The organism is Microcoleus sp. SVA1B4 (assembly GCF_036700545.1).
Classification (GTDB): Bacteria; Cyanobacteriota; Cyanobacteriia; order Cyanobacteriales; family Microcoleaceae; genus Microcoleus.
The window spans coordinates 73,837-97,387 of record NZ_JAUBPB010000011.1 but is presented as its reverse complement, the minus strand read 5'-3'; the positions used below and the strand labels follow the sequence as shown (position 1 = coordinate 97,387).

The window sequence follows — 23,551 nt, the reverse complement described above, 5'->3', positions numbered from 1 at the left end:
TTATTTCTTAGTCCGCGGAGGCGGACTTCGTTTTTGTAGTAGCGGTTTCAACCGCCGAATGATAAAGGGGGTAGCTATTCCCAAGGAAAATCCGGTATCACCTCATCAATTTCAGCCATAATTTGCATTGTCTCTTTCAAAGCAACCACGACGCGCTGATAGTGCAGCACCTCATCAAAAGATAAACTGCGATTTGCTTTTTTGCGGTCTTTAAGCCATTTATCCAATACTTGATATCCACCTATTTTAAACGCCCAAACTTCTGGAAAAATACCTTCAAAATATTGTTGATTATTAACATAAATCCGCCGCTCAGATTCATTGTAAGTAACTTGAGTAACAGCATTATCGCCGCTGACAGGATATTTAGTAATTACCTTATTTAATTTTTTCGATTTCATCAAGTGCAGTGCTACCAATTCCTCACCTTTTTTAGCGAGTGTTGTGAAAAGTTCATTGTCGGAAGTTAAGGGTAAGCGGGGAAAGTCTATTTTCAGGAATTCTGCATAACGCTGGCGGTAGGTAGGACTGTGAAAGACAGCATAGGTGTAATAAAAGATTGCTTCGGGAGTTGGTATATAGCCTAATTTTTCACGAATGGCACTGAGAAAGTTTTGGGATAAATTGGGAGTGCGATCGGTGAATAAATTACCTTGTTCGTTTTTAGTATCAGGATAGAGGTAAAGGGGGAAAGCATTACAACCATCTTTGATCTCAACGTATAATGCAGGAGTTGGTTTATCAGCAACCAGTGCGTGTCCCCATTCAGCAGCTTTGGTTTGTCTGACTACATTTAGAGAGAGGTTTTCTTTCATCATGTGCTGTTGCAAAACAGTTCTTGGGCGATCCATAGCCACAGTGCTAAAATAGCAAGGACGCCAGTCAAAGGGACGGTAAAGACATTCTATAAGCCACTGTTGCCAGTTTTCATCTCGGCGAACGTGTATCCTTGCACTTTGTACATTCCAAGTTTCAGTATCTTTCAGCTCATATTTAGCCTTTATTTGTTCATCTGATAGTTGATTGCTGATACACTCCTTAATTTTATTTTCCATTTGTTTGCTTGTAAAATCAATGGCAAAGTTATCGCGATGACTTTGAAATCCCAGCGTATTAACTGGAAAAATATCGGTCAACTTCCAACCGCTGTTATACTCGGTTCTTAAATCGATATTCTGTATAATGAATAAATATTCGGGTTGCCGAGGCTCAACAGCCACCCATTCAGTTGTCTCGATATCTAACTGGTTGAGAATTTCATATTTAGAAGTTCGACTTCCCCATAATTCCGCATGATGAACTATTGCGGGAGTAGACTTACCAGGTTCTTTGATAAAAATGCCAATACTGACTCCCTGCTGAATATCAAACACATTTTGATCGGGCGAACCATCTGGAGAAACTTCTTTCTTTTTAGAATTACCGTGCAAATCTAAAACATAGATATCAGTGAAAGTCTGCATCAAATTTTGACGCATTCCCCGAAAAGTCGGGTTATCGAGATAACCGTGATTAGTCACAAAAGCCAAAACACCAAACCCCGTTTGACTAACTCGCCACTGTCCAAAACGAATAAATTTTACATAATCATCTTGCAGCCATTTAGAATTGCGCTCTTTCAGCGGTACACCGTCCACATAATAGTAATCTTTTACCAATCCTGCTATCCATTCACTCTTATTAGCAGAATGACCAGAATAAGGCGGATTTCCCAACACAACCATCACCGGGACATCCCGCTTAATTGCTGAAGCTTCATTAGCTTCTTGCGCCACAAATTGAGCAAAGAGAACCTCTGATTTTTTTAAAGCTTCATCTAAAGTATTCGTGAGATAAACTCCTAAACGCTGCTTGCTGCTAAACTCATAGCCGAGATTTTGCAGTTGCAAACCGAGTTTGAGATGTGCTATGGCATAGGGAGCCATTAACAACTCAAAACCAAATAATCGGTTTAATAAATTCTCCTGTACATACTGATTCCAACTCCCAGATATTCCCATATCTGCCAAATTTTGATAAATGCGATCGACAACTCCGTAAAGAAAAGTACCCGTACCAGTTGCCGGATCTAGAATTTGAACTCGCGGCTGTTGCGTATCTGGATTTTTGCTATTATCTGCCAATCCTAAAGGTAGATTAAAACGGTTTTTCAGGATAGCATCGACAGAGCGAACAATATAGGAAACAACGGGTTCAGGAGTATAGTAAACGCCGCGACTTTTCCGCAAAGCAGAATTATAAGCTGCAAGAAAAGTTTCGTAAAAATGAACAACTGGATCGGATTGGCGAGTGCGACTACCAAAATTTTCCAGAATAGCAGTCATGTCAACTCGCCCTAGTAGCTCGACTAAATCATCTATTGCCCAGTTAATTTTACTGAGTAAATCTGTCTCGATAATACTGTTAAATAATCGCCGCAAAAACGGATTAGTGGCTGGGATGTACGTGCCCGCTGTCCGGCGGTCAAAAACTTGATTTCCGGGATTCTGAGCGTGACCAACTCGCGCCGCAAATAAACCGTATGAAATAGTTTGAGCGTACATATCTGCAAAAGCCGCATCATTGAGATCCGGCAGCAATATCTCATTAAATCCACGCTTGAGTTGATGTAACTCTCCGGTTTCAGTTTCGATTTGCAAAGCTGATTCTGTAGCGAGTAAAATTGATTTAGTTAAGCGCGCCATCTGTCTTGCCAAATCTTCAGGGCTGTTAATGGCTGCACCGGCGTAATTAAGAAATCCCTCAATTAATTCAAGAGTTTTGTCAGAATTGCATAGAGTAATGTCGTTGCCTGTTCTTTCGGCTAAAACTGCGGTCAATCTGACTTTCCCCTCAACATACCAGCGAAACTCTAGATAATTCGTGAGAATTAAATTACCGTTTAACGATTCTCGATATCGCTGCAACTGTTCGGTTTTTTCAACAGGATTCAAATCTAGCCCGACATCCTTAGCTTCCACATAACCGACGAGTAAATCCCTGCGCCTGACAGTAAAATCTGGCACACCAGCTTTATTACCTTTTTCTTCTATGATTGCTGCCAAACTAGCAGCCGGATTATCGAGTAAATTCTTGATACTTGGGTAATGGGTGCGCTCGCTTCCCCGCTGGAGATTGCTCTGAATTGACTGGATGTAGGTATCAAAACGCATTGGCTTCGCCGTTAACGGTATGAATCATTATATAATGGTAAGTGTAGGGCGATCGCACTCTCCCCCAAAAATGCGATCAAAATTATCTGCGTCCATCTGCGTCATCAGCCTCAATCTGCGGTCAAAAAAAAGATTAATCGCCTCGCTTACCAGCCTAAAAAATATAAAATATAAAATCATAAAAAAATGCTCCGACTATCCCAAACCCAACTCAAAATCCTCGAAGAATGCCCCCGCAAATTCCAACACAGCTACCTCGAACTACTCGCCACCACCGCCTCCCCAGAACACAAAGAAAAACTCACCTGGGGAAGCCACTTTCACCTATTAATGCAGCAGCGAGAACTCGGACTTCCCATTGAATTCATCATCCAACAAGACCCCGAACTGGGACGCTGTGTGGCAGCATTTATCAACACCGCACCCGAACTTTTCGCCAATTCAGAAAATAGCGATAGAATTTTCCGCCAAGCCGAACACCCCCGCACCCTAATTTTCCAAGACTACCTATTCACCGTTATCTATGACTTGCTAATAGCCGAACCAAACGCCGCCCAAATTCTCGACTGGAAAACCTATCCCCGCCCTCAAAAATCAAAATGGATAGCCGAAAGTTGGCAAACTCGCCTCTATTTATACGTCTTAGTAGAAACCAGCGACTATTCCCCCGAACAAGTTTCCATGACATACTGGTTTGTACAATTGCAAGGAGAAGAACCGCCGCAAAAACTCACATTTTATTACAACCAAACAGAACACGATCGCACAAAACAAGATTTAACCCACCTATTGCAGCAGCTAACCGACTGGCGACAGCGCTATACCGAAGGTGGCGAATTTTTACCCCAAGTAGAAATTAGTTCCAATCTTTGCGATTCCTGTCAATTTGCCACTCGGTGCAACCGCACACCTGACACAAAAACTCCCTCACCAGATATTCTCGCAGAAACTCCCACAGATTGGCTGCCAAATCTTGCTATAATCGATGAAATATTTATTTAATTCAAATCTTGTACTATGCAACTATTAGTCGCCCGGTGGGGGCGGGTTTATAGATATTGTGGATGTGAATGAAAGATTATTGGTGAACCCGCCCCTACAGGAATTAATGAAATAACTTATGACACAACTACTTCAAAATTTGCAAACTCAACTCCTATCCCAGCCCCCAGATTGGCTGATCCAAGCTGTCAGGAACCACGCACCCGAACTCCCCGGAAACTATGCCGCCGCACTTCTCTGGTATAGAGGAATTCACAACCCCGAACAAATACCCGGTTTCTTAAATCCCCAACTTTATCAACCCGCAAGTCCCTTTGAGTTCGGACTAGAAATGAACTGGGCGATAGAAAGAATCCAGCAAGCACGAAACAGCGCAGAAAAAGTCGCAATTTGGGGAGACTTCGACGCCGACGGCATTACCTCAACCTCGGTACTTTGGGATGGACTGGGAGAATTTTTTACTCAAAACGACCAACTAACTTATTACATTCCCAACCGCTTAACCGAATCTCACGGACTCAATATCACAGGAATAGATGCCTTAGCAAAATCGGGAATTAGCTTAATTATTACCTGCGATACCGGCAGTACAAACATCGCTGAAATCGAATATGCGACTAGCTTAAACATCGATACAATTATTACCGACCATCATACATTACCAGACGATCGCCCGCCAGCTACAGCCATTATCAATCCCCGCTACTTTCCCCCAAACCACCAACTATTTAACCTTTCAGGAGTGGGAGTAGCTTACAAATTAGTTGAAGCATTATATCACACATTACCAGATATTCCACAGCGCCCGATCGCAGATTTATTAGAATTAGTAGCGATCGGCTTAATTGCCGATTTAGTCCAACTCACAGGAGACTGCCGCTACCTAGCACAACTCGGAATCGAACAACTGCAAAAACAACTCACAAATCCCACCCGCCCAGGAGTTGCAAAATTGCTCGAACTGTGCAAAAGATCGGGCGATCGCCCAACCGACATTTCCTTCGGACTCGGCCCCCGAATCAACGCCGTCAGCCGCATTCAAGGCGACGCCAGCTTCTGCGTAGAACTCCTCACCAGCCGCGACAAAAAACGCTGCGAAGAACTAGCAAATTTAACCGAAATTGCCAACTCCCGACGTAAATCTTTACAAAAAGATGTTGCCAAAGATGCCGCCAACAAATTAGCCAAACTCGACCTCTCAACTACTAGCGTCATCGTCCTCAGCGACCCCCAATGGCCGGTAGGAGTATTAGGATTAGTAGCAGGACAAATCGCCCAAGAATACGGCCGCCCCGTGATTTTATTCAGCACAGAAGGAAGCGAAGAAATTAACGAAAATTCCCCGGAAACGCAATTTACCTCTTTCTTAGATTCAGAATCACCAACACTTTCCCCATCCAAAATTGCCAGGGGTTCGGCGCGTTCCGCCAATCAAATCGACCTTTACCAATTAGTCAAAGACCAAGCGCATTTATTGCACAGATTTGGCGGTCATCCCTTCGCCGCCGGATTGAGTCTCCCCGTTGAAAATATCCCCCTATTTACAGATGCGGTAAATCAGCAACTGCGACAACAATACAGCACCGATAGTTTAACAGCCGCCCCCGTTCAAGCCGACCTAAAAATTACCGTCTCCGAATTAGGCAAGGACTTATTTCAAGAACTAAAATTGCTCGAACCCTGCGGTATGGGAAACCCCGCACCCAAATTGCTGATTGAAAACTGCTGGTTTGAAAATCTCTGGAATCAAAAAATTAAGGATTTGAAAGGGCAAAAAGTAGAATATCTTAAAACAGAATTTACAATTAGGGATGAATCTACCGATATGGGATTTCCCGGCATTTGGTGGGGACACAATCAAAACGAAGTTCCGCAAGGCCGCTGCGATGTCACCGTAGAACTCGATTTTAATACTTACAAATCGCGGTATGAAGTGCGCCTCGTATCCGTGCAAGAACGCACGGAAGACAACCAAATAAATTCGCCCACTAAAATAGATTGGATCGTAGACTGGCGCAAGAGAAATAATGATGAAGAGTTGTTAGCAGCCAGCACAAACTTAGAATCTCCAATGCCGATCGACAATCTAGTTTACAATTCCGAAATGGTCGATCGCGAAAACTCGATCGTCCTCAAAGAATGCCCCGCAAGCTGGGACGAACTGCGGATCTGGTTTCGGCAAGCACAGCACACTCAGAAAAAACTCGCGATCGCCTACACATTACCCCCACTCGTACCCCCACAGCAAATCTGCCAACAGCTAATCGGCATCGCCAAATACCTCAGCCGCACCAAAAAACCCGTCACCAGACAGCAACTCCGCCAGAAACTCGGCATCAGCGACACATCCCTGCAACTGGGGTTCAAAACCCTAACATATCTCGGTTTTAAAATCAATTATCGCGATCGAGCTTTCCACATCACCAGACAACCCGAAACCGCACAGCAGGAAGACGCGCCAAAGCAAATCCCCCCACAGTTATTACATAGCCAATCCATCCAATCCTCAGTGCCAAATTCCCCCATCGCCGCCCGTTTTGCAGCGCAATTCCTAGCAGCAGTATCCGAAGAACAATTCCGGCGGAAATATTTCTGTGAAGTACCCCTTTCCACCATTGTGTCGATCGCCCGAGAGACCGTTTTCCAAGAAGATTCTACAGCAATTCTCTTCTAACTGAGATATTGCACCATTCTTAAGAACAGGCAAGATGCCTGTTCCACAAGAAAATTCACTCTTTGTGGAACAGGCATCTTGCCTGTTGCGCTTTCCGGCCTGTTCCACAAGAAAATTCACTCTTTGTGGAACAGGCATCTTGCCTGTTGCTGACAATGGTGCAACATATCAGTTCTAACTGAGATATTGCACCGTTGTTAAGAACGGGCTCTTCGGCCCGTTCCACTCATGAGATAACTTTTATTGTCGGGCCCGCACGCTGTTACCGCCGGTGGGGCTGGCTTTTGGGCCCCTAAAGCGAGAGAAATTTTTATGGATGTGGCTGAAGAAGCCTATTCCTGACACGGCGGCAACATCTCAGTTCTAAGAAATATCTTAGTTCTGAATTCATCCCGATAAAATAAGGCATAGGGCAATGCGAGTTATCCGTTGCGAGTCAGGCCCAAAACTCATAACTCCTAACTCACAGCCCAAAACCCAAAACTCCCCACCGCCAAACTCGATCGCCCATCTCCAATTTAAAACCCCTATGCTTCTCTGTCCCCGCTGCCAATTTGAAAATCCCAATCCAAACAAGTTTTGTCAACAATGCGGAAATTCCCTAATTTACAAACCTTGCCACGAATGCGGTGCCCAAGTCGCTTTTAGCGCCGCATTATGTCAGAATTGCGGCGTCGCAACAGGTCAAGTGTGGCGGGCGATTATCTGCGGTCGATCGAATTTTCCAGCAGTCGAACCAGACGAGTCAACCATACCCCCAGCCGAATTTCCCCAAAAATCAGACATCGTTCCACAAACCGCATCGCCCCAAAACTCTGCTGAACCAATCACAGACAGCATTCAAACAGAAATAACCACCCCAACCGAACCCCCAACAGCAGTCGAATCAACTTCTCCACTGACCGAAGTCGCCGAATTCAGCAGCCCAGAAATAGACGCTGTGGTAGCCGTGGGGGCGATCGTACCAGCATCCTTTCAAACAACAGAAAAAAGCTCTACTACAGCACCAGAGCGCGAAATAACCGCATCTGAGCCGAATTTTACAACCGCACCACAGCCTAAACAAATCCAGGAAGCAACAGAGAACTCCGACAGCCCAAACATCGCTGACATCTCCCCCCCATCTCCAGAATTCCCCGTCCCCAATTCAGAATATTTAATCCCTTCCCAGCCAGCAGGAGCTTATTTAGACACTCAGCAGCGCTACCAACTCCTAGAAACCGTGCCGCCGAGAAAACGCTCAGACACAGTAGCAGTAACAGTCTTGGACTGTCAGCCGCTGGAAATGTCACCCCTCAAAGCCATGCTAGCAGCCAACTCTGCCAGCGTCGCCAGACGAACCTCCCCCTACACCGCAGCAATCAAAGGCGGAGAAAATTCAACCAATCCCGCCTTAGCAGAGCTTTGCCAAGGCATAGCTGAACCTTATCTGGCACTCCGGTGGCAATTCTCTCAAAACCTGCCAGTCATTCACGATAGCTGGTCAGACAACGAACAGGCAGTGCTGCTGCTAGAAGACTGCTCCCAATGGCCGCTGCTGGTAGAACGCTGGAGTCAACCCGAAACTTCCACCCAGCAAATTTTATACTGGCTGCACGAAATGACAGAACTGTGGGCTGCCCTAGAACCCTGGCGCTGTCGGCAAAGCTTGTTGGAACTGACAAATTTGCGAGTCAACCCCGACTCTTCCTTTTCCTTGGCTTCTTTACGGCTGCAATACCTCTATCCCGAACCCGCCGGCTCAAACCTGCAACTGGTAGATTTGGGGCAACTGTGGCAGGTGATATTTAGCCAGTCCGATCATCGCACTCAGTTTGGCGCATTGCTCGAACTCCTGCAACAAATGTACAGAGGCGAGATTAACACAATAGAAGAATTGCGATCGCGCCTAGAAACAGTTCCCCTCGAACTCCAACCCGCACCTTCACCAAGCTCAACCCCGACACGCAGGCCTTACCGCAGCCCCGACGAGTCGCCCGCCGACGTTGGCGAGGTCTTAACCCAGCCCATGCCACTCCAGATTTACAGCTTAGAAGACGCAGGCCTCACCGATGTGGGCCGCACGCGCGACCACAACGAAGACTTCTTCAGCATCTGGACTCAGCTCAACAAACTCGAAAGCTGCTTCGGTCGCATCTTTCAAACCAAAGGGCTTTACATTCTCTGCGACGGCATGGGCGGACACGACAGCGGAGAAGTAGCCAGTCAACTAGCGGCTGAAACCCTCAGAGAATTCTTTCAAACCCGTTGGGAAAATCAACTACCTCCGGCAGACACCATCCGCGAGGGAGTCCTGCTAGCCAACAAAGCCATCTTTGAAATCAATCAAAAAGACGGACGCTCCGGCAGCGCCCGCATGGGTACAACTCTAGTCGCAGTCTTAGTTCAAGACACCCAATTCGCCGTTGCCCACGTCGGCGACAGCCGCCTCTACCGACTGAGAAAGGGACAAACCCTAGAAAAAATCACCTCAGACCACGAAGTCGGCCAGCGCGAAATTAAGCGCGGAGTTGACCCGGAAACTGCTTATGCCCGTCCCGACGCCTATCAACTAACTCAAGCCATCGGCCCGCGAGACAGTAATTTTCTCAAGCCAGAGGTGCAGTTTTTAGACTTGTGCGAAGATACTTTGTTGATTTTGGCTTCCGACGGCCTGACAGATAATGATTTGTTGGAAACTCACTGGCAAAACACTCTCGAACCCCTTTTCAATCCCCAAGCCAATCTCGACGAGGGAGTTGCCCAGTTGATTGAACTGGGTAATAAACGCAACGGTCACGACAATATCACGGCAATTATCATTCGGGCGCAGGTAGGCGCATTTCGATTTTAGAATTTGGATGGTGCCAACTTTTTCAAAGGTGGCGTCTTTCCCCCGTGACGGCCTGGGTTAAACCTCCAATTGTTGCATAGAAAAAAAACAGCTTCTGTCGTTTCCGGGCAAAGCTTTACTTCTCGCTCTGTTCTGAGGTATCCGGTGTTAAAATAGCTTCGGTTTGAGTTATCAAAAAATGATTACAGACTCATACAATCTCCAAAAAGCTGTGGAGGACTAACCATTTATCAGTAGCTTTAATTGGGAGACTATGTTCAGGAAATCTACCGAATAAAGTTGCTTGATAGTAAGTGGATTCATCATAGTTGAAAGAGCTTTAACTTACAAAAATAGTTAGTTTAATGAAAAAAAATCAACTACAATGAAGTGAGTCAATCGATTTTAGATTTTAGATTTTAGATTTTAGAATTGAAGCATTGACCCCACGCATAAATACGTTCGGCAAGTTTCATCTGATACAGGTTTTTTATTTCTGGACGGATGAATCACGTGGCGGGTATCCTGAATTCTTTCGGTCAGCAGGCGGGCTGATGCGAAATCTGTTTTATACTCGATCGCTCTTGGGGCAATTTGGGTCTAGGCAGGAAGTGCCCGCGCTACCTATAGATGTGGGGGTAAATCACAACCTGCTGCTCCAGCAAATTTACGTAAAAGTTTAGCGATTGTTTACCTACTTTTTATAGTTTCAATTTTTAAATCGATCGACTGTGTTTTAAGGAGCGATCGACCCCTCAGAAATTTTACGGATAATTGTTCCCAAAAAAGTATTTATAACTTAATTGTTTATGAAATCTTTAATCATAATCAGGATATTATAAAGTTTTCCTGAAACTAACCTGTGAAGCTCATAATTAATTTTTAATTTCTAATTTTTCAAAGCCCTACGCCCCAAATCTGTAAATTCCCGCCCACTCTCACTGCCACATCAGGGAGTTCAACCACATCAATCGAAAATGCTGCTGACTCTTTTAGATCCAGAAAAACAAACCCCCCTGCAACAGTGGAGTTTCCAGAGCGAATCCATTATTCGCATTGGCCGCTCTCCAGACAATCACGTTGTGATCCCCAATGCTCTAGTGTCGCGGCAGCATCTGGAATTGCAAAGAGTTAATAACGGGAGATCCAGTCAGTGGTACTTAGTCAATTCGGGGACAAATGGCACTTTGGTTAACGGTATTCTCATGTCTCAGGGTTGGATATCCGACGGTGCCCTGATCCAGTTGGCGCGGGGCGGCCCAATTCTGCATTTCCAAGTGATTACTATTGAACTCGGGGGCAAGATTGAGGCGAACCCCAACGTCAATCTTGTGCCACCAAGGTGTACCCACGTGGGAAACCCGCCGGGGAATTTATTCTGCATCCACTGCGGCGAACCGATTAAAGTCGATCGCACGGTGCGTCACTACCAAGTGCTAAGAACTTTGGGCCAAGGCGGTATGGGGACAACGACTTTAGCCTGGGATCGAGAGAAAGCGAAAGCTCAACAACCCGGAAGTTCCCCCGCCGCTTCTCTGGTAGTCCTCAAGGAAATGAATGCTGATATGGCTCAAATCGCCAAAGCTCAAGAACTGTTTGAACGTGAAGCTAAAACTCTCAAGGCCCTCCACCATCGGGGAATTCCTCAGTTTTTTGACTTTTTTGTGGAAGGGGGTAAAAAATACTTGGTGATGGAAATGCTCCACGGCGAGGATTTAGAAAAACGCATCTACAACCGCGGCCCTGTTGCTCCCCAACAAGCAATAGAGTGGATGATCCAAACCTGTGAGGTTTTGGACTACATTCACTCTCAAAAACCCCCGATCGTCCATCGGGATATTAAACCTGCTAATTTGCTGGTGCGCCACCGCGACAATTGCATTACAGTGCTGGATTTTGGCGCCGTTAAAGAAATCGGCACTCCTCCGGGCACTCGCATCGGCGTTGAAGGCTACACCGCACCAGAACAAGACCGGGGACAGCCTCTCCCTCAGTCGGATTTATATGCTATTGGGCCTACTTTAATTTTTTTGCTAACGGCCCAAAGCCCTCAAAACTTTTACGGGAAAATAGCTGGAGGTTACGGCTTTAAGCTCGAAAATATTCCGACGATCGCTCCCAAGCTGCGGGACACCATTTTGCGAACCACGGCAGCTAAGCCTGGGGATCGCTTTCAAACTGCTCAACAATTAGCTCGAGCTTTAGCAGCTTCCCTTTAATAGAAGTCAGAAGTCATTAGTCATTGGTCATTAGTCATTAGTCATTAGTCATTAGTCATTAGTCATTAGTCATTAGGAACAGAGCAAAGGGAAGAGGGAAGAGGGAAGAATTTAGCAACGGAAATTTATGAAAGAAAATTTACCCGATCGCCTCAAAATTTCTCTCCGACACCCCAGTCCTCCGTCTCCTCTGTTATTCTTCGTCCCAAGCTTCTACAGCTATCAATTCGCTCACGGGGTCTTGCATAGAAAAATCAAACTCTAGCAATTGCTGTTTCCAGTACGGCCATTCGTCGCCGTAAAGCAGAGCAATTTTCCAAATACTGTCTGTGGGCTTGATAATGTCAGACGTGACGAGAGAATGCACCTGACGCTGGAACTTAACCATCGGCTGTATCACCTTCTGGCTCATAATACCTCTTGAATTGTTTAAATCTTGTGTAATTACCACTTCCCAGCGCACACTCTTTATCGCAGTTTCGCCAAGAACAGTCTAGCCAAGATACGTGTAGATTTTAGTCGGGAAGCTACATATTCAACTTGTATCTCAACACTGTTCGTTTTGACAAGGCCCTATAAGCAAGACTGAATAGTCAAGACCGACTTCAAAGAATTAATCATCTGTGAAATGTCGCACTGTATGCTGTCGATCGGCAGTGGAAGGTTTGCCGCCTCAATTGTTTCCACATAGTAGTAGATGCAAGGGCTGCGCTCGGCTTGTTCTGGAAAAGGCTGAGTTTGCGTAGGAGAAACTGCAACTACTGCGCTTTCGCTGCTACAGCGTAATTTCCGCTTTCCTGCGGGTAAACCACACCTGTTTCACCTTCGACGCTGGGTTCGCTGTGAGAGTGGGATGTGAACTACATAAACCGATTATAACTCTACTGACCGCAAAAGCGATCGAAAATTGTTGGATACTGTTGATCGCCACCCCTAAATGTCGATCGAACATTCAAAGGCGACAGCACAGCGGGCGTACCAGCAAGTTCCAAACCCATCGTCCGTCCTGATTGAGTCCATCTAAAATCTCAAATCTCAAATCTAAAATTGTATGACTTGGACAAGGCGACACATTCTCACTCTGGCTGATTTTACCTCGGACGAATACGATACGGTGCTGCAAACAGCAGCCAGTTTTCGGGATGTGCTCGGCCGCCGCACGAAGAAAGTGCCGGCCCTGCAGGGTCAAGTGGTCGCGAATTTGTTTTTTGAACCTTCTACCCGGACTCGCAATAGTTTTGAGTTGGCGGCGAAACGGCTGTCAGCGGATACGCTGAATTTTACCCCTGGAAGTTCTTCTCTAACGAAGGGGGAGACTATTCTGGATACGGCTAAGACTTATCTGGCGATGGGAACGGATTTGATGGTAATCCGGCACGAACAAGCTGGAGTTCCCAGCACGATTGCTTCGGAAATGGATCGCTTGGGGTCAAGAGTCAGCGTTCTCAATGCTGGAGACGGCCAGCACGAACACCCATCGCAAGGTTTGCTAGACTTATTTACTATTTGTGTTCTGTTAGATAACGAAAATCCGCGGCTGGAACTTTTAGCGGGCAAAAAAATTGCTGTGGTGGGCGATATCTTGCATTCGCGGGTGGCTAGGTCTAATATTTGGAGTTTAACGGCTTCTGGGGCAGAGGTTCATTTGGCCGGGCCGCCGACTTTGCTGCCGCTGTTGTTTGCTGAGTGTGGCGATGGTAGGAAAGGCAAGTTATTTTTGCACTGGCAGCTTGAACCTGCTTTGGCTGATGCTGATTTTGTGATGACTTTGCGGCTGCAAAAGGAACGGATGAGCGACCATTTGCTGCCGAGTTTACGAGAGTACCATTCTTTGTACGGGATTACGCGCGATCGACTGAAACTCTGCAAGCCGGATGTGAAAGTGTTGCACCCAGGCCCGGTTAACCGTGGCGTAGAAATTAGTTCGGATTTGATGGACGATGCCCAGTTTAGCCTGATTTCTCAGCAAGTTACCAGTGGCGTGGCGGTGCGGATGGCATTACTTTATCTAATCGGTGGCGGTAAAGTTTAGGCTATTAGTTGTTAGTCAATCGATTTTAGATTTTGGATTTTGGATTTTCGATTGACTTGCGCGAGATAAATGCTCTTTCTTGAGGATTTTCGATTTTCGATTTTGGATTGATTCCACGGATAAATCCGGGGGCTTGATACCACCTTTGAAATTCGTGGTCATGAATTTCGGATATTCCATGATTTTCAGGATCGATCGCCTCTTTACAATAATCGTTACCCAGTATGGCCGGGTAACGATTAAAACTCTTTCTAGAAATGTCAAGTGCTCTAGTTAAGAGTTAGGAAAGCCAGGACGCAGATACCCAGCCGCCACCTTTGACTTGTGCCCAGCCGTTTTTGTAACGACCGGTTAATTTTACGTGGTCTCCACGATATAACTTGCCGATTACATGAGAACAGCTACTGGGGCGGTTGCGGATATTCAGTCGGCCCCCATTGGTGACAACTTTGGCGTAGTTGTGATGACCGTGATGGGCGCGATGGCCACAGTGTTTGCGGTAGCAACCTGCTGCCTGGGCTTCGCCACCGACACTCAGAACAGATAGGGCTACTGCCATACCTGCAACGCCTATCCATGCAGAATTAGGAATTTTCAAGCCCAGTTGGTCTAACGACTTGACTTGGAGTTCGGACTCTGGAGATTCATAAGCAACAAAAGAGTGGCTCAATGCTAGTGCTTCCATAGTTTCCTCGTGATTGTTGTTAACCTTTATTGGTGCAGACTCAGGTCAAAACCTCAATTAACAGCCCAAATTATTAACTTATGTTTCATAAAAGCCACAAAAGGGCGTTAAGGTCTTGCTGTTGCCGAGTATTGGCTAATTTTCCTGAACCCTGCACAGGTATATCATGTCATTGATGTAGCTTTCCGGAACAAAAAAATAAATAAAGTTTACATCGACTGCTCAAAATTTTGCAGACGCGGATCGGAACTCCGGGCTCAATTAAACTTAACTGTTTCATTCAAAAGGGAACGAAGTTATCGATTGGGGTTGGAAATTGCTTGTACTGAGTTGCGAATGACACTACTTATTTTGGTGCTGATTTATTGAATTGCTACAGCAATATCGGCAGTTAATTCGATCGAACAAGCATCCGGCTCGTCTTCAATCACGATATTAATTTGTTTCGGGCCAGTCATAGTGTAGCCGATCGCACTGGTGCAGAAGTTCGGGGCGATGGCGTCGGGCCCTCGCCCGTGCTACAAGATGGGTCTCAAGATTAGTCGCCCTATGTCCCCGACAAGAATGCAAGACAAATCCATCGCGACTTGATTTGTGTCAAGATCAATTAACTTCTCCAGCACCAATTCTTTCGCAATGAACTCCTTCGCTGCACTTTCGATCGGCACAATTCCTCAACGCCATGAATCAGACAGCTTCGCCATTACCTTAGCGCCGTTGTCTGTAGAGGAAATATACGCTTTGGCAGATGACCCCGCGAACGGAGCGGTGGTAATGATGAGCGGTACAGTCCGCAACCAAACTGACGGTCAAGCTGTAGTTTCCCTAGAATATCAAGCCTACGAACCGATGGCCGTGAGAGTATTCCAGCAAATTGCTACTGAAATCCGCCGCCAGTGGGCCGATGTCAATCGGGTCGCCATTCACCACCGCGTCGGACACTTGCAGGTGGGCGAAATCAGCGTACTGGTGGCTGTTGGCTGTCCCCACCGGGACTCGGCCTTTGCAGCTTGCCAGTACGCCATAGATACGCTCAAACACAATGTACCGATTTGGAAAAAGGAACATTGGGCCGACGGTTCTAGCAGTTGGGTTAGTATTGGAGCGTGCGAGGTTGTCGGGCATTAGTCAATCGATTTGAGATTTGAGATAGAAGAGGGGAACTTGTTACGATCTCCTAACGTCAAAAAGTGTGGAATGTTCGATGAGCCAATTCCACCGATGAGCGACTTTATTTCCGTGTCCTGGTCTGCGGTTGTGGCGACCGTTCAAAGAGTGCAATTGCCAGCCGAAAAACTCTCTAATTATGACTTGGTGTTGCGGTGTCAGGAAGGAAATCGACCTGAGACCACGGCCTTTTCAGAACTGTTGAAGCGGTATCAGTCCCACGTAGACAGGGTTCTCTATCACTTGGCCCCTGACTGGCAAGACAGAGCAGACTTGGCTCAGGAAGTGTGGATTCGGGTCTACCGCAATATTAACCGCTTGCAAGAGCCTGTTAAATTTCGGGGCTGGCTGAGCCGCATCGCCACTAATTTGTTTTACGATGAGTTGCGGAAGCGCAAACGGGTGCGAACTCCGCTGTCGCTCGACGTACCTCGTACTCTGGAAGATGGCGAGGTTGATTGGGAAATTCCGGCAGACAGTCCGGGGCCTGATGAAGATTTGACGACGAGAGAATTTTACGACCAGTTGCGGGTGGCGATCGCAGATTTGCCGGAAGTCTTCCGCACTACCATTGTTTTGAGAGAAATAGAAGGTTTAGCCTATGAGGAAATAGCCGAAATGACCGGAGTTTCTCTGGGAACTGTCAAGTCGAGAATTGCTAGAGCTCGCCAAAGATTGCAGTTGGAATTGCAAAAATATCTTGATGGTAATTAGCAAGAGTAATTTCAGAGGCGGGTTAAGAAGATTTGATGAAGTTTGCTGTGACATCAAAACTTCTATTTTAAAATATAAATAAGCAGTAAATCATTCTAATAGCGAGTGCGTGATTCCCCAATTAGAGCAAGTGTGAAATATGAAGGGTAACTTTGAATCCGATAAAAATCAAAATCAGCAAGGCGTCGGGGATTCACTCGCCCAAAATCAAGTTAACAACAATTATGCCCAGGGCAATGTAACTACTATGATGCGCGATCGCTTTGAATTGCTAAGTGCCTACCTCGACGGTGAAGTGACGGCGACAGAACGCCGGCAAGTTGAGGAGTGGCTGACAAATGACCCCACTACGAAGCGTTTGTACTCGCGACTGCTGATGATGCAGCAGAGCTTTCAGGCAATGCCGGTGCCTGCTGCACAACAATCTGCACAGGAGTTGGCGACGAAGGTTTTGCAGCGGGTGGAACGCAAGCCGAAACAAACTTGGATTTTGGGTGGAGGTGCGATCGCAGCTTTGTTGGTTGCGGTGGTGTCCGGTGTCGGTGGCGGCCGCCAATTGTTTGCTCCTCAGTTTGCTCGATCGCCCGTTCCTGCTGAATCTGACGGTTTGATGATGGCTTTAAACGAGCCTCTGGTGGAGATGGTTAATCCCAATGATTTGATGCTTGGGGTGAATGCACCGATCGTGGATATTCCCAAAGTTGGTGTAGCAACCCCTCAAAAGTAATTGCTAAAGGCGCAGTAGGATTTCTGTTTTGAGCAATAACGAAAGTTGCTAAGCTCCCTAAAAAAGGGGGCTTTTTGCTGTTTTTCCCAGTTTTTTAAGGTGATATATCCGTTGACATTTTCCCGCCTTTGAATGACGAATTGTGGGGCGATCGCATCTTAATATGCGAGTAGGTAGCGAGTGGAATTAGAGCGGGCGATTCCCTACGGGATAGCTTCGCTTCACGCACTTGTCATCGGTTTTTTGCAGATGTGCGATCGGCAACAGCAATGCCTCCTCAATTTCCTGCCGCACAGCAGGAGATACATTAGAAGCGCTATTGAGGCAATATACCAGCAATTTCACTCGTCATCATCAGAAAATAGAGAAGGTAAATCCCGTTCTCCCCTCACGATCCGAACAATTTCAATTAAGTTGTCCAGTGCCCGATAAAGAATTATGTAACCCCTGATAGGAATTCCCCGCACAGAAGGAGCTAGTTCTTCGTAACTGCGCCCTATATTGGGGAACTTAACTAAATTACGACACTTTTTATCAAAGTCTTCAACAAATTGTTCACCTGCATCTATATTCCTAGTTGCAAAGTAATCGGTAATTTCATTGAGATCGCGACTGGCTTCAGGGGAAATAATGTAGCGGCTCATTGTTGATTTTCCCGCATTTTGCGAAATTTTTCCCGCAATCTAGCTATAACTATCTCCCCATCAATTCCTTCGCCGCGTTCAAGCTGAGCTAGTCCGGCCGCTACTTTTGGACGAGTTTCATCGACCCATTCTTGATAACGATCGCTCTGTTGCCGATCGCTTCTGTCTGCGAGTAGTTCCAAGGCCGCAGCAATTACCTCATCCACCGAAGAATACTTGCCACTTTTGACTTGGGCTTCAATGAATTTATTATGGTCAGGTTTTAGAGTAATGTTCATACGCTTTACTTCTAATAACTTTTAGCCATTATATCATTTCCAGTGGCTCTCTCCGTGTAAAGGCGAAGGGGAGGGCGAGGGCGATCAATTAAACTCGATCGCACTTGTCACCGATTTTTTGGATATTTGCGATCGGCAACAGCAATGTCTCCTCAATTTCCTGCCGCACAGCAGGAGATACATTACAACCACTATTGAGGCAATCTACCAGCAATTTATTAGCATCGTAATACTTCCTTAGCAATGAATTTTGTTGTTCGCTAAATTGCCAATCGTGACCTATATTGCGATATTTAATCATCACAGTTCTTAATTGCTGAGTCCAATCTTTACCTTTAGCATTCCACCACTCGCGCTCGCTTCTCCACCACTCCTGTACTCTGTTTGTATATGCTGAATCATATAGTTGGTCTCTGAGTTGTTGCAGAGATTGCTTCAATTCTGGTTCCAGATTTAAATTGAGAGTAAAGGCGAGGATAGAGAGAAGATTGCGACCTGAGCCTGCAGCATAAGTATAGGGAATATTAAGGTCAATTGCATAGACCATTGCAACATCAAGAACCATATCAGTAGCCAAGTCAGAGTGGCGTTCAGTAGCCAAGCCAGAGTCACGTTCATTGTCATAATAAGAAGTAAAGTCCAAGAAAAAAAGTTCAAGGGGTGGTTTAAAGGTAGGGTCAATGGCATAACCAAGAATACGGATCAAATTTAAGTCAAAATTTAAGTTAGAACGAGGGTTACTAACGCGCTCTACCTCTCGACCCAGATAAAAAGCGCGGATAGCTGATGGTTTATAAGGAGCCTTAATGGAAAAAGATTTATTTTTTACCCACATTAGGAACTGCTGCAACTGCTCATCCTCAGCGACCAGCTCATCAACTTGCTGTTTGATTAACATCAACAACTCATCAGCTTTTTGCAACATCCCAACTGCTAATAACAATACTTCTCGCCAACGCTTCTCGGTCAGGTGGCTGACCAGTTTCTCCAAAGCTTGTGGATCGGAATTGTTAACTATTTCTCTAGCCTTAAAATACTCTTGGAATGTTAGATGAGAAAACGAATAAATCCCTCTTGCCCTCTCCACTAATAAGCCATGTTGTGCCTCGATTGCCTTCAGCACAACCTCACTATGGTTCTCCAACTGAACGGGGTCAGTTCTGCCATCGGGCAAGTTAGCCAGATAGTCGGCAATCACTTGTTGGATTTGATTCTTTTCAATAAAGTAATCGCCCCGATCAAAAGTAATAGCTGCCACAAAAGCAAGTAAATGTTTCTTGCGGCACAAATTCAAATCTCGATAAACTTCATCCCGTTGAATGCCTCTAGTTTCATCCCATTTTCTGAGCATAATTTCCAGTCCTTCCTCATACAAGTTGGCTCGGTTGGATGGGAAATCTGCTTGGGCTTGGAATACTAAACAAGTCAGATTCAACAAGATAGGCGTTACTGCCAGTTCTTTGATTTGCTGATTTTTTTGCAGTTTCAGCTTCTCTACAAATTGAGATGCTAAAGCTTTCCCTGCCTCCATATTCTGGGAAAATGCCACAAACCAATTGCGAGCAAAGGCAGCGATTTGCTTATTATTAAAATCTGCTACCTCAACACAGGTAAAGGCTTCGTCGTGAAATCTGTACTTAGAAGCGGCAATTCGACAGGTAATAATAAACTGATTGTTGTAATACTTTTGGACAAACTGACGAATATGTCGGACGACTGCATCGCTATCAGATTCTCGCACTTCATCTAAGCCGTCCAATAAAATCAAGCCTCTGCCTTGACTGAGTACGAATTCAGTTTGCGGTCGCGCCTCAACTCCCCAACTGGCAAGTTCGTTGCTGATATATTCTAATAAGTCAAGATTAGGTATTTCAGCAAAGGTTTTCAGAGGGATAAAAATCGGTATTTTGTTGGCTTCAAATTTTGCGTGATCGCACTGAATGGCAATGTGTTTCAAAAAGGTAGTTTTACCGGAACCAGGTTTGCCGAGTACCATCAGTTTAGAGTGAGATTTCACCGCATCCAATCCAGGGACTCGTTTCTGGCGTACTTTACCCAATCCCAAGCGGTTAAAGTTATCCGCATCTGGGTTGAAGTCTCTGAGTAAATCGCGAATTTCTCCGGGCTGCCAACTGGTAATTTCCTCCAAAATGTTGACTTCAACGTAGAGGTTGCTGACATCAACGGGCTGTGCAATATCCAACAGTTGCATTTTGCTGTAAAGCTGTTGGATTTTGGTGTGGCATTTTTGCCGTATTTCTTGCACTACCGAATCAATATGCTGTTGGCAAAAATCTTTAACCCCCCCAACCCCCCCTTGGTAAGGGAGGGCTAAAGGAGGACGATCGACAATTTCTTCCCAATTCAACTGCAAAACCGTGCAGAAAGCCTTGAAAGCATTAGCTTTAATGGGTTCTCTTCCTCCTAAAAAACGCCTCCAAGTTGGTAGAGACAGGCCATCGGCATAGGGCCCGGCTTCTGTCCAAGTTCGATCGGGTTCTAATGTTTGACTAGCTTCTACTAGCCATCTGGGGTCTTCTATAGTCGAGCCCCTTTCTCTTCTAGCTTGCTTAATTTTTACTAATCCCTCCTCAGAGGCTTTGAGGGTCGTCATTATATAATTTACTTCTTTAATTGTCAATGTCAATTTTAGATCAGTTTAGCGATCGCAAACTGAGTTTGTCAAGACCCCAGCAACCAAGAGAAAATGTTCCTGACAGCAACTGCACGGCACAGGCGAAAATTCAGACATAAATCATGCAAAATTAATCCTTCAGAATGCCAGTCTCTTGTGTGTCTAAAAAATACCTATTAAATGATGAGGAAGGATAGCAAGATGAGCAATAATTTCAATGAAATTCCCTCCCGTGGTATCGGCATAAAACTTATTAGCAAAATTGCCGATAAGCTAAGCTATACACGCACTTGTGACCAGCGAAACTGTCTGTTAATTGTGAAAAGTTTTCATCCAGGTATAATACCAGCCCAGCAGACCAATCAATCTGGTTATTTGAATCGGGCAGTTGGTTTGTTAAACAGTTTTAATTTGGGATTAAAAAAAAGACAAAATCGAGACTTTTATCCGATTTATCCTCATCGAATTAAAACAATCCATTTGCAACTAAATACTGACCTCAAGAGTGTTACGCAAGTTTTATGGTGGGTCGAGCAGTTTTTTTAGAGTATCTACCCATTCCCGAAGCAGTTTTGCAGCAGTGCAAACTTGCTACGATCGAAGGGTTTACAAATGCTGTTCGCCACGCCCACAAAAATCTGCCCTTTGAAACTCCGATCAACCTTGAAATAACCGTATTTAGCGAACGCCTAGAAGTCAAAATTTGGGATATGGGAGAGCCTTTCGACCTCCAAGCTAAGTTGATTGAAGAATTACCAGCTATTTGGAGCGAGCTGGGGTTTATGCTTGACTAAAGTAAAGCTGTTCTGTAATTCCCAGCTTTCAATTGACAAGAAAAAGAAACTTTTTTGGTATGACTACTGATACTACTCCCAAGATTCTTGTGGTGGATGATGACCCATCCATCCGCACTCTAGTTCATCGCTTTTTAAATCAGAAATATCAAGTAGATTCGGCAGCAGATGGCGAGACGGCTTTAACATTGTTTGAGAAATTAAAGCCACTGCTAGTCGTTCTTGATTGGAATTTGCCGGATACTACAGGCTATCACCTCTGCCAGGAAATGCAGCGCCGTACTAATGTTTTTGTGATTATGCTAAGCAGCCGCACAGACGAAGCCGATCGACTTAAAGTCCTGTCTGCAGGTGCTGATGACTATATCTGCAAACCCTTTGGACTGGCGGAGTTGGCAATTCGTATAGAAGTTGTGTTGAGACGGATGAGGCCTGTCACTTCATCACGTATTGTATTCGATCGGTTCGCGATCGATTCAGCGCGTCGGGAAGCAACACTCAACGATCGCACTATCAAGTTAACAGCCTTGGAATTTAATATTTTGTATTTTTTGGCTAGTCATTCCAATCAATCTTGGAGTCGCCAACAGCTAATCGAAAAAATCTGGGGGTGGAACTGCGACGACACAGGAGAAAAGCAACTTGTTAGCGTGCATATCGGTCAGATTCGCAAGAAAATGATTCAAGTTGATGCTACGGGGTCGCAGTTTATTAAAACTATTCGGGGTTACGGTTACAGGTTCGAGCCGCCGAATCGCACTGCAAGGGCTATTTCCTAAGCTCATCGGCATTAACCACTTTATTTGGTGAAAAACCGATTTTCCCACGTGCCGTGGGGCAGCCAGATGCCTCCTAGGGAACGAACGCGATCGGGTAACATGAAGTAAGCCCAAGCCGTGCCTAAAGGTTTGAGGTATCGATCGAAGATTTCGATTTCCTGCCGCTGATATTCGTTTTGTGTCGGTTCCCGCAGCGGATGATAGTCTTCCAATCGATCTAAATCGGCCAAAATAGCCGAGTTTGCGAAACAGAGGAGAAAACCGCAGACTGTGCCATCTCCGGCCATCATCGCAGGATAGCCGATCGGCAGGGCAAAAAGTTGACCGCGGGCGATCGCGGGGTAAGCATTCACAACTTTTCCTTCGCAGTAGCGGAGGTAGTTGCACTCCCCCGGTTTGAGAGTGCCGTAGACAAAGACTTTCATCGGGTAGGGCCTAACCGCTAGTTTTTGCTAACATAGATGGCTAAGCTAATAGTTTAAGTCTCGCGGGCGATCGCGACTGCAATCTTGATAAATTTCGTTGTTTACCCTTTCTTATAATTCATGACTCTAGCAGTTAGTTTTATTGCTTTTGGACTTGGGCCTTTGTACTTGAGCTCTTTTTTGCCGTCCCTGCCCCTGGACAGCTTGTTTTCGACTCAAGGGATTATGGTGATGCTGCTGGCGGCCTATGCGGGGGCGATGTGGATGTTTCTCACCAGTGCTCCGAAGGTACACACGGTGATGGTATCGGATCTCGGACAAGCGAGGGAGTTCTATGAAGGTATGCTAAACCTGCCAGTAGCAGAAGTGCCGCTGCACTACTACTACAATTACGAGCAAACTTTGGGCACAACAGGTATCGATCCGCTGTATTTGTCGCCGAATGTCGGGAGGGCAGCGAGCTCTCAAACGATGGGGAGTCCCGATGGTTTGTGGTATCAGTTGATGAAAAATACCCAACTGCACATTATTAGCGGCGCCGGTGTAGGGGAAAAAAATCGCCCGCGTCACGTTTGTTTCGATCGCGATTGTTTGGATCAGCTATTGATGAGGGTACAAACTCGCGGCATTAGTTATAAAATTCGCCGGGAAAAGCCGCTAAATTTTTTGGTCAAGGATTACGACGGCCGCGTGATTGAAATGGCTGAGGTTAGTAATTAGATAAGACTCGGCGCTTGAAACCGATCCTACACAAACTTTAGTTCCCGCAGAGAGGAATCAAAGAATAAAACGGCTATTAAAGCCGAATTTGG

21 protein-coding genes are annotated in these 23,551 nt (G+C 45.7%); 13 read left to right on the top strand and 8 right to left on the bottom strand.

Annotated elements, in window-relative coordinates:
• Nucleotides 1–74: 74 nt before the first annotated feature.
• Nucleotides 75–3,152, bottom strand: coding sequence for a type ISP restriction/modification enzyme (locus QT987_RS08020; RefSeq protein ID WP_333238810.1), 3,078 nt, complete (start codon nt 3,150–3,152; stop codon nt 75–77).
• A gap of 186 nt (nt 3,153–3,338) precedes the next feature.
• Here QT987_RS08020 and QT987_RS08015 point away from each other — a divergent pair, with 186 nt between their 5' ends.
• From QT987_RS08015 to QT987_RS07995, 5 genes are all read left to right on the top strand, one after another.
• The gene (locus tag QT987_RS08015; protein ID WP_333238808.1) at nt 3,339–4,154 is read left to right on the top strand and encodes a PD-(D/E)XK nuclease family protein; all 816 of its coding nucleotides are present in this window, start codon (nt 3,339–3,341) and stop codon (nt 4,152–4,154) included.
• 118 nt (nt 4,155–4,272) lie between these two features.
• Nucleotides 4,273–6,828, top strand: a complete 2,556-nt coding sequence (locus QT987_RS08010) for a DHH family phosphoesterase (RefSeq protein WP_333238806.1) — start codon at nt 4,273–4,275, stop codon at nt 6,826–6,828.
• A gap of 34 nt (nt 6,829–6,862) precedes the next feature.
• Nucleotides 6,863–7,006, top strand: a complete 144-nt coding sequence (locus tag QT987_RS08005; protein WP_333238804.1) for a hypothetical protein — start codon at nt 6,863–6,865, stop codon at nt 7,004–7,006.
• 351 nt (nt 7,007–7,357) lie between these two features.
• Complete coding sequence (locus QT987_RS08000; protein ID WP_333238802.1) at nt 7,358–9,661, top strand: serine/threonine phosphatase; 2,304 nt, start codon at nt 7,358–7,360, stop codon at nt 9,659–9,661.
• Between the two features lie 956 nt (nt 9,662–10,617).
• Complete coding sequence (locus QT987_RS07995) at nt 10,618–11,859, top strand: protein kinase domain-containing protein (protein WP_333238800.1); 1,242 nt, start codon at nt 10,618–10,620, stop codon at nt 11,857–11,859.
• Between the two features lie 193 nt (nt 11,860–12,052).
• On the opposite strand, the gene QT987_RS07990 is transcribed toward QT987_RS07995, so the two are convergent.
• Nucleotides 12,053–12,271 (bottom strand): DUF4327 family protein, encoded by a 219-nt coding sequence (locus QT987_RS07990; RefSeq protein ID WP_193973492.1) that lies wholly within the window; start codon nt 12,269–12,271, stop codon nt 12,053–12,055.
• Nucleotides 12,272–12,910: 639 nt separating this feature from the next.
• Here QT987_RS07990 and QT987_RS07985 point away from each other — a divergent pair.
• Nucleotides 12,911–13,891 carry an aspartate carbamoyltransferase catalytic subunit gene (locus tag QT987_RS07985; protein WP_333238798.1) on the top strand — a complete coding sequence of 327 codons (981 nt, stop codon included), beginning with the start codon at nt 12,911–12,913 and terminating at the stop codon, nt 13,889–13,891.
• A gap of 280 nt (nt 13,892–14,171) precedes the next feature.
• On the opposite strand, the gene QT987_RS07980 is transcribed toward QT987_RS07985, so the two are convergent.
• Nucleotides 14,172–14,576: an SH3 domain-containing protein gene (locus QT987_RS07980; protein WP_333055329.1), complete on the bottom strand. Its 405-nt coding sequence runs from the start codon at nt 14,574–14,576 to the stop codon at nt 14,172–14,174.
• 636 nt (nt 14,577–15,212) lie between these two features.
• Between QT987_RS07980 and QT987_RS07975 the strand changes: the two genes are divergently transcribed.
• The 3 genes from QT987_RS07975 to QT987_RS07965 all read left to right on the top strand — a co-directional run bounded on the left by QT987_RS07975 (nt 15,213) and on the right by QT987_RS07965 (nt 17,184).
• Nucleotides 15,213–15,704, top strand: a complete 492-nt coding sequence (locus QT987_RS07975) for a molybdenum cofactor biosynthesis protein MoaE (protein WP_333228440.1) — start codon at nt 15,213–15,215, stop codon at nt 15,702–15,704.
• 93 nt (nt 15,705–15,797) lie between these two features.
• The gene (locus QT987_RS07970) at nt 15,798–16,457 is read left to right on the top strand and encodes a sigma-70 family RNA polymerase sigma factor (RefSeq protein WP_041622468.1); all 660 of its coding nucleotides are present in this window, start codon (nt 15,798–15,800) and stop codon (nt 16,455–16,457) included.
• Nucleotides 16,458–16,596: 139 nt separating this feature from the next.
• Nucleotides 16,597–17,184, top strand: coding sequence for a zf-HC2 domain-containing protein (locus tag QT987_RS07965; RefSeq protein WP_333238795.1), 588 nt, complete (start codon nt 16,597–16,599; stop codon nt 17,182–17,184).
• 186 nt (nt 17,185–17,370) lie between these two features.
• Here QT987_RS07965 and QT987_RS07960 read toward each other — a convergent pair whose 3' ends face one another.
• From QT987_RS07960 to QT987_RS07945, 4 genes are all read right to left on the bottom strand, one after another.
• Nucleotides 17,371–17,529 (bottom strand): NACHT C-terminal helical domain 2-containing protein, encoded by a 159-nt coding sequence (locus QT987_RS07960; RefSeq protein ID WP_333238793.1) that lies wholly within the window; start codon nt 17,527–17,529, stop codon nt 17,371–17,373.
• A complete protein-coding gene (locus QT987_RS07955; RefSeq protein ID WP_333238791.1) occupies nt 17,526–17,828 on the bottom strand; it encodes a type II toxin-antitoxin system RelE/ParE family toxin in 303 nt (100 codons plus the stop codon). Before QT987_RS07955 ends, QT987_RS07960 begins: the two co-directional genes overlap by 4 nt.
• Nucleotides 17,825–18,106 carry a type II toxin-antitoxin system ParD family antitoxin gene (locus QT987_RS07950; RefSeq protein WP_333055324.1) on the bottom strand — a complete coding sequence of 94 codons (282 nt, stop codon included), beginning with the start codon at nt 18,104–18,106 and terminating at the stop codon, nt 17,825–17,827. The genes QT987_RS07955 and QT987_RS07950 overlap by 4 nt, the downstream gene beginning before the upstream one ends.
• A gap of 88 nt (nt 18,107–18,194) precedes the next feature.
• Nucleotides 18,195–20,720, bottom strand: coding sequence for an NACHT domain-containing NTPase (locus tag QT987_RS07945; protein ID WP_333238789.1), 2,526 nt, complete (start codon nt 20,718–20,720; stop codon nt 18,195–18,197).
• A gap of 222 nt (nt 20,721–20,942) precedes the next feature.
• Between QT987_RS07945 and QT987_RS07940 the strand changes: the two genes are divergently transcribed.
• From QT987_RS07940 to QT987_RS07930, 3 genes are read left to right on the top strand one after another with little or no spacing between them, the layout of a single operon-like run.
• Nucleotides 20,943–21,287: a hypothetical protein gene (locus QT987_RS07940; RefSeq protein ID WP_333238787.1), complete on the top strand. Its 345-nt coding sequence runs from the start codon at nt 20,943–20,945 to the stop codon at nt 21,285–21,287.
• Nucleotides 21,263–21,535: an ATP-binding protein gene (locus QT987_RS07935; protein ID WP_333238785.1), complete on the top strand. Its 273-nt coding sequence runs from the start codon at nt 21,263–21,265 to the stop codon at nt 21,533–21,535. The genes QT987_RS07940 and QT987_RS07935 overlap by 25 nt, the downstream gene beginning before the upstream one ends.
• 59 nt (nt 21,536–21,594) lie before the next feature.
• Entirely contained in the window at nt 21,595–22,314 is a 720-nt protein-coding gene (locus tag QT987_RS07930) for a response regulator transcription factor (protein ID WP_333238783.1), read from the top strand.
• A gap of 20 nt (nt 22,315–22,334) precedes the next feature.
• On the opposite strand, the gene QT987_RS07925 is transcribed toward QT987_RS07930, so the two are convergent.
• On the bottom strand, nt 22,335–22,739 hold the full coding sequence (locus QT987_RS07925) for a gamma-glutamylcyclotransferase (RefSeq protein ID WP_333238781.1): 405 nt from the start codon (nt 22,737–22,739) through the stop codon (nt 22,335–22,337).
• A 120-nt stretch (nt 22,740–22,859) separates the two neighbouring features.
• On the opposite strand from QT987_RS07925, the gene QT987_RS07920 reads away from it, so the two are divergent.
• On the top strand, nt 22,860–23,459 hold the full coding sequence (locus QT987_RS07920) for a glyoxalase-like domain protein (protein ID WP_333238779.1): 600 nt from the start codon (nt 22,860–22,862) through the stop codon (nt 23,457–23,459).
• Nucleotides 23,460–23,551 lie beyond the last annotated feature (92 nt).

Excerpts from the sequence above, each read along its gene's own strand:
- QT987_RS08020 (WP_333238810.1), bottom strand. The coding sequence starts at position 3,152 with ATGCGTTTTGATACCTACATCCAGTCAATTCAGAGCAATCTCCAGCGG.
- QT987_RS08015 (WP_333238808.1), top strand. The coding sequence starts at position 3,339 with ATGCTCCGACTATCCCAAACCCAACTCAAAATCCTCGAAGAATGCCCC.
- QT987_RS08010 (WP_333238806.1), top strand. The coding sequence starts at position 4,273 with ATGACACAACTACTTCAAAATTTGCAAACTCAACTCCTATCCCAGCCC.
- QT987_RS08005 (WP_333238804.1), top strand. The coding sequence starts at position 6,863 with ATGCCTGTTCCACAAGAAAATTCACTCTTTGTGGAACAGGCATCTTGC.
- QT987_RS08000 (WP_333238802.1), top strand. The coding sequence starts at position 7,358 with ATGCTTCTCTGTCCCCGCTGCCAATTTGAAAATCCCAATCCAAACAAG.
- QT987_RS07995 (WP_333238800.1), top strand. The coding sequence starts at position 10,618 with ATGCTGCTGACTCTTTTAGATCCAGAAAAACAAACCCCCCTGCAACAG.
- QT987_RS07990 (WP_193973492.1), bottom strand. The coding sequence starts at position 12,271 with ATGAGCCAGAAGGTGATACAGCCGATGGTTAAGTTCCAGCGTCAGGTG.
- QT987_RS07985 (WP_333238798.1), top strand. The coding sequence starts at position 12,911 with ATGACTTGGACAAGGCGACACATTCTCACTCTGGCTGATTTTACCTCG.
- QT987_RS07980 (WP_333055329.1), bottom strand. The coding sequence starts at position 14,576 with ATGGAAGCACTAGCATTGAGCCACTCTTTTGTTGCTTATGAATCTCCA.
- QT987_RS07975 (WP_333228440.1), top strand. The coding sequence starts at position 15,213 with ATGAACTCCTTCGCTGCACTTTCGATCGGCACAATTCCTCAACGCCAT.
- QT987_RS07970 (WP_041622468.1), top strand. The coding sequence starts at position 15,798 with ATGAGCGACTTTATTTCCGTGTCCTGGTCTGCGGTTGTGGCGACCGTT.
- QT987_RS07965 (WP_333238795.1), top strand. The coding sequence starts at position 16,597 with ATGAAGGGTAACTTTGAATCCGATAAAAATCAAAATCAGCAAGGCGTC.
- QT987_RS07955 (WP_333238791.1), bottom strand. The coding sequence starts at position 17,828 with ATGAGCCGCTACATTATTTCCCCTGAAGCCAGTCGCGATCTCAATGAA.
- QT987_RS07950 (WP_333055324.1), bottom strand. The coding sequence starts at position 18,106 with ATGAACATTACTCTAAAACCTGACCATAATAAATTCATTGAAGCCCAA.
- QT987_RS07945 (WP_333238789.1), bottom strand. The coding sequence starts at position 20,720 with ATGACGACCCTCAAAGCCTCTGAGGAGGGATTAGTAAAAATTAAGCAA.
- QT987_RS07940 (WP_333238787.1), top strand. The coding sequence starts at position 20,943 with ATGAGCAATAATTTCAATGAAATTCCCTCCCGTGGTATCGGCATAAAA.
- QT987_RS07935 (WP_333238785.1), top strand. The coding sequence starts at position 21,263 with ATGGTGGGTCGAGCAGTTTTTTTAGAGTATCTACCCATTCCCGAAGCA.
- QT987_RS07930 (WP_333238783.1), top strand. The coding sequence starts at position 21,595 with ATGACTACTGATACTACTCCCAAGATTCTTGTGGTGGATGATGACCCA.
- QT987_RS07925 (WP_333238781.1), bottom strand. The coding sequence starts at position 22,739 with ATGAAAGTCTTTGTCTACGGCACTCTCAAACCGGGGGAGTGCAACTAC.
- QT987_RS07920 (WP_333238779.1), top strand. The coding sequence starts at position 22,860 with ATGACTCTAGCAGTTAGTTTTATTGCTTTTGGACTTGGGCCTTTGTAC.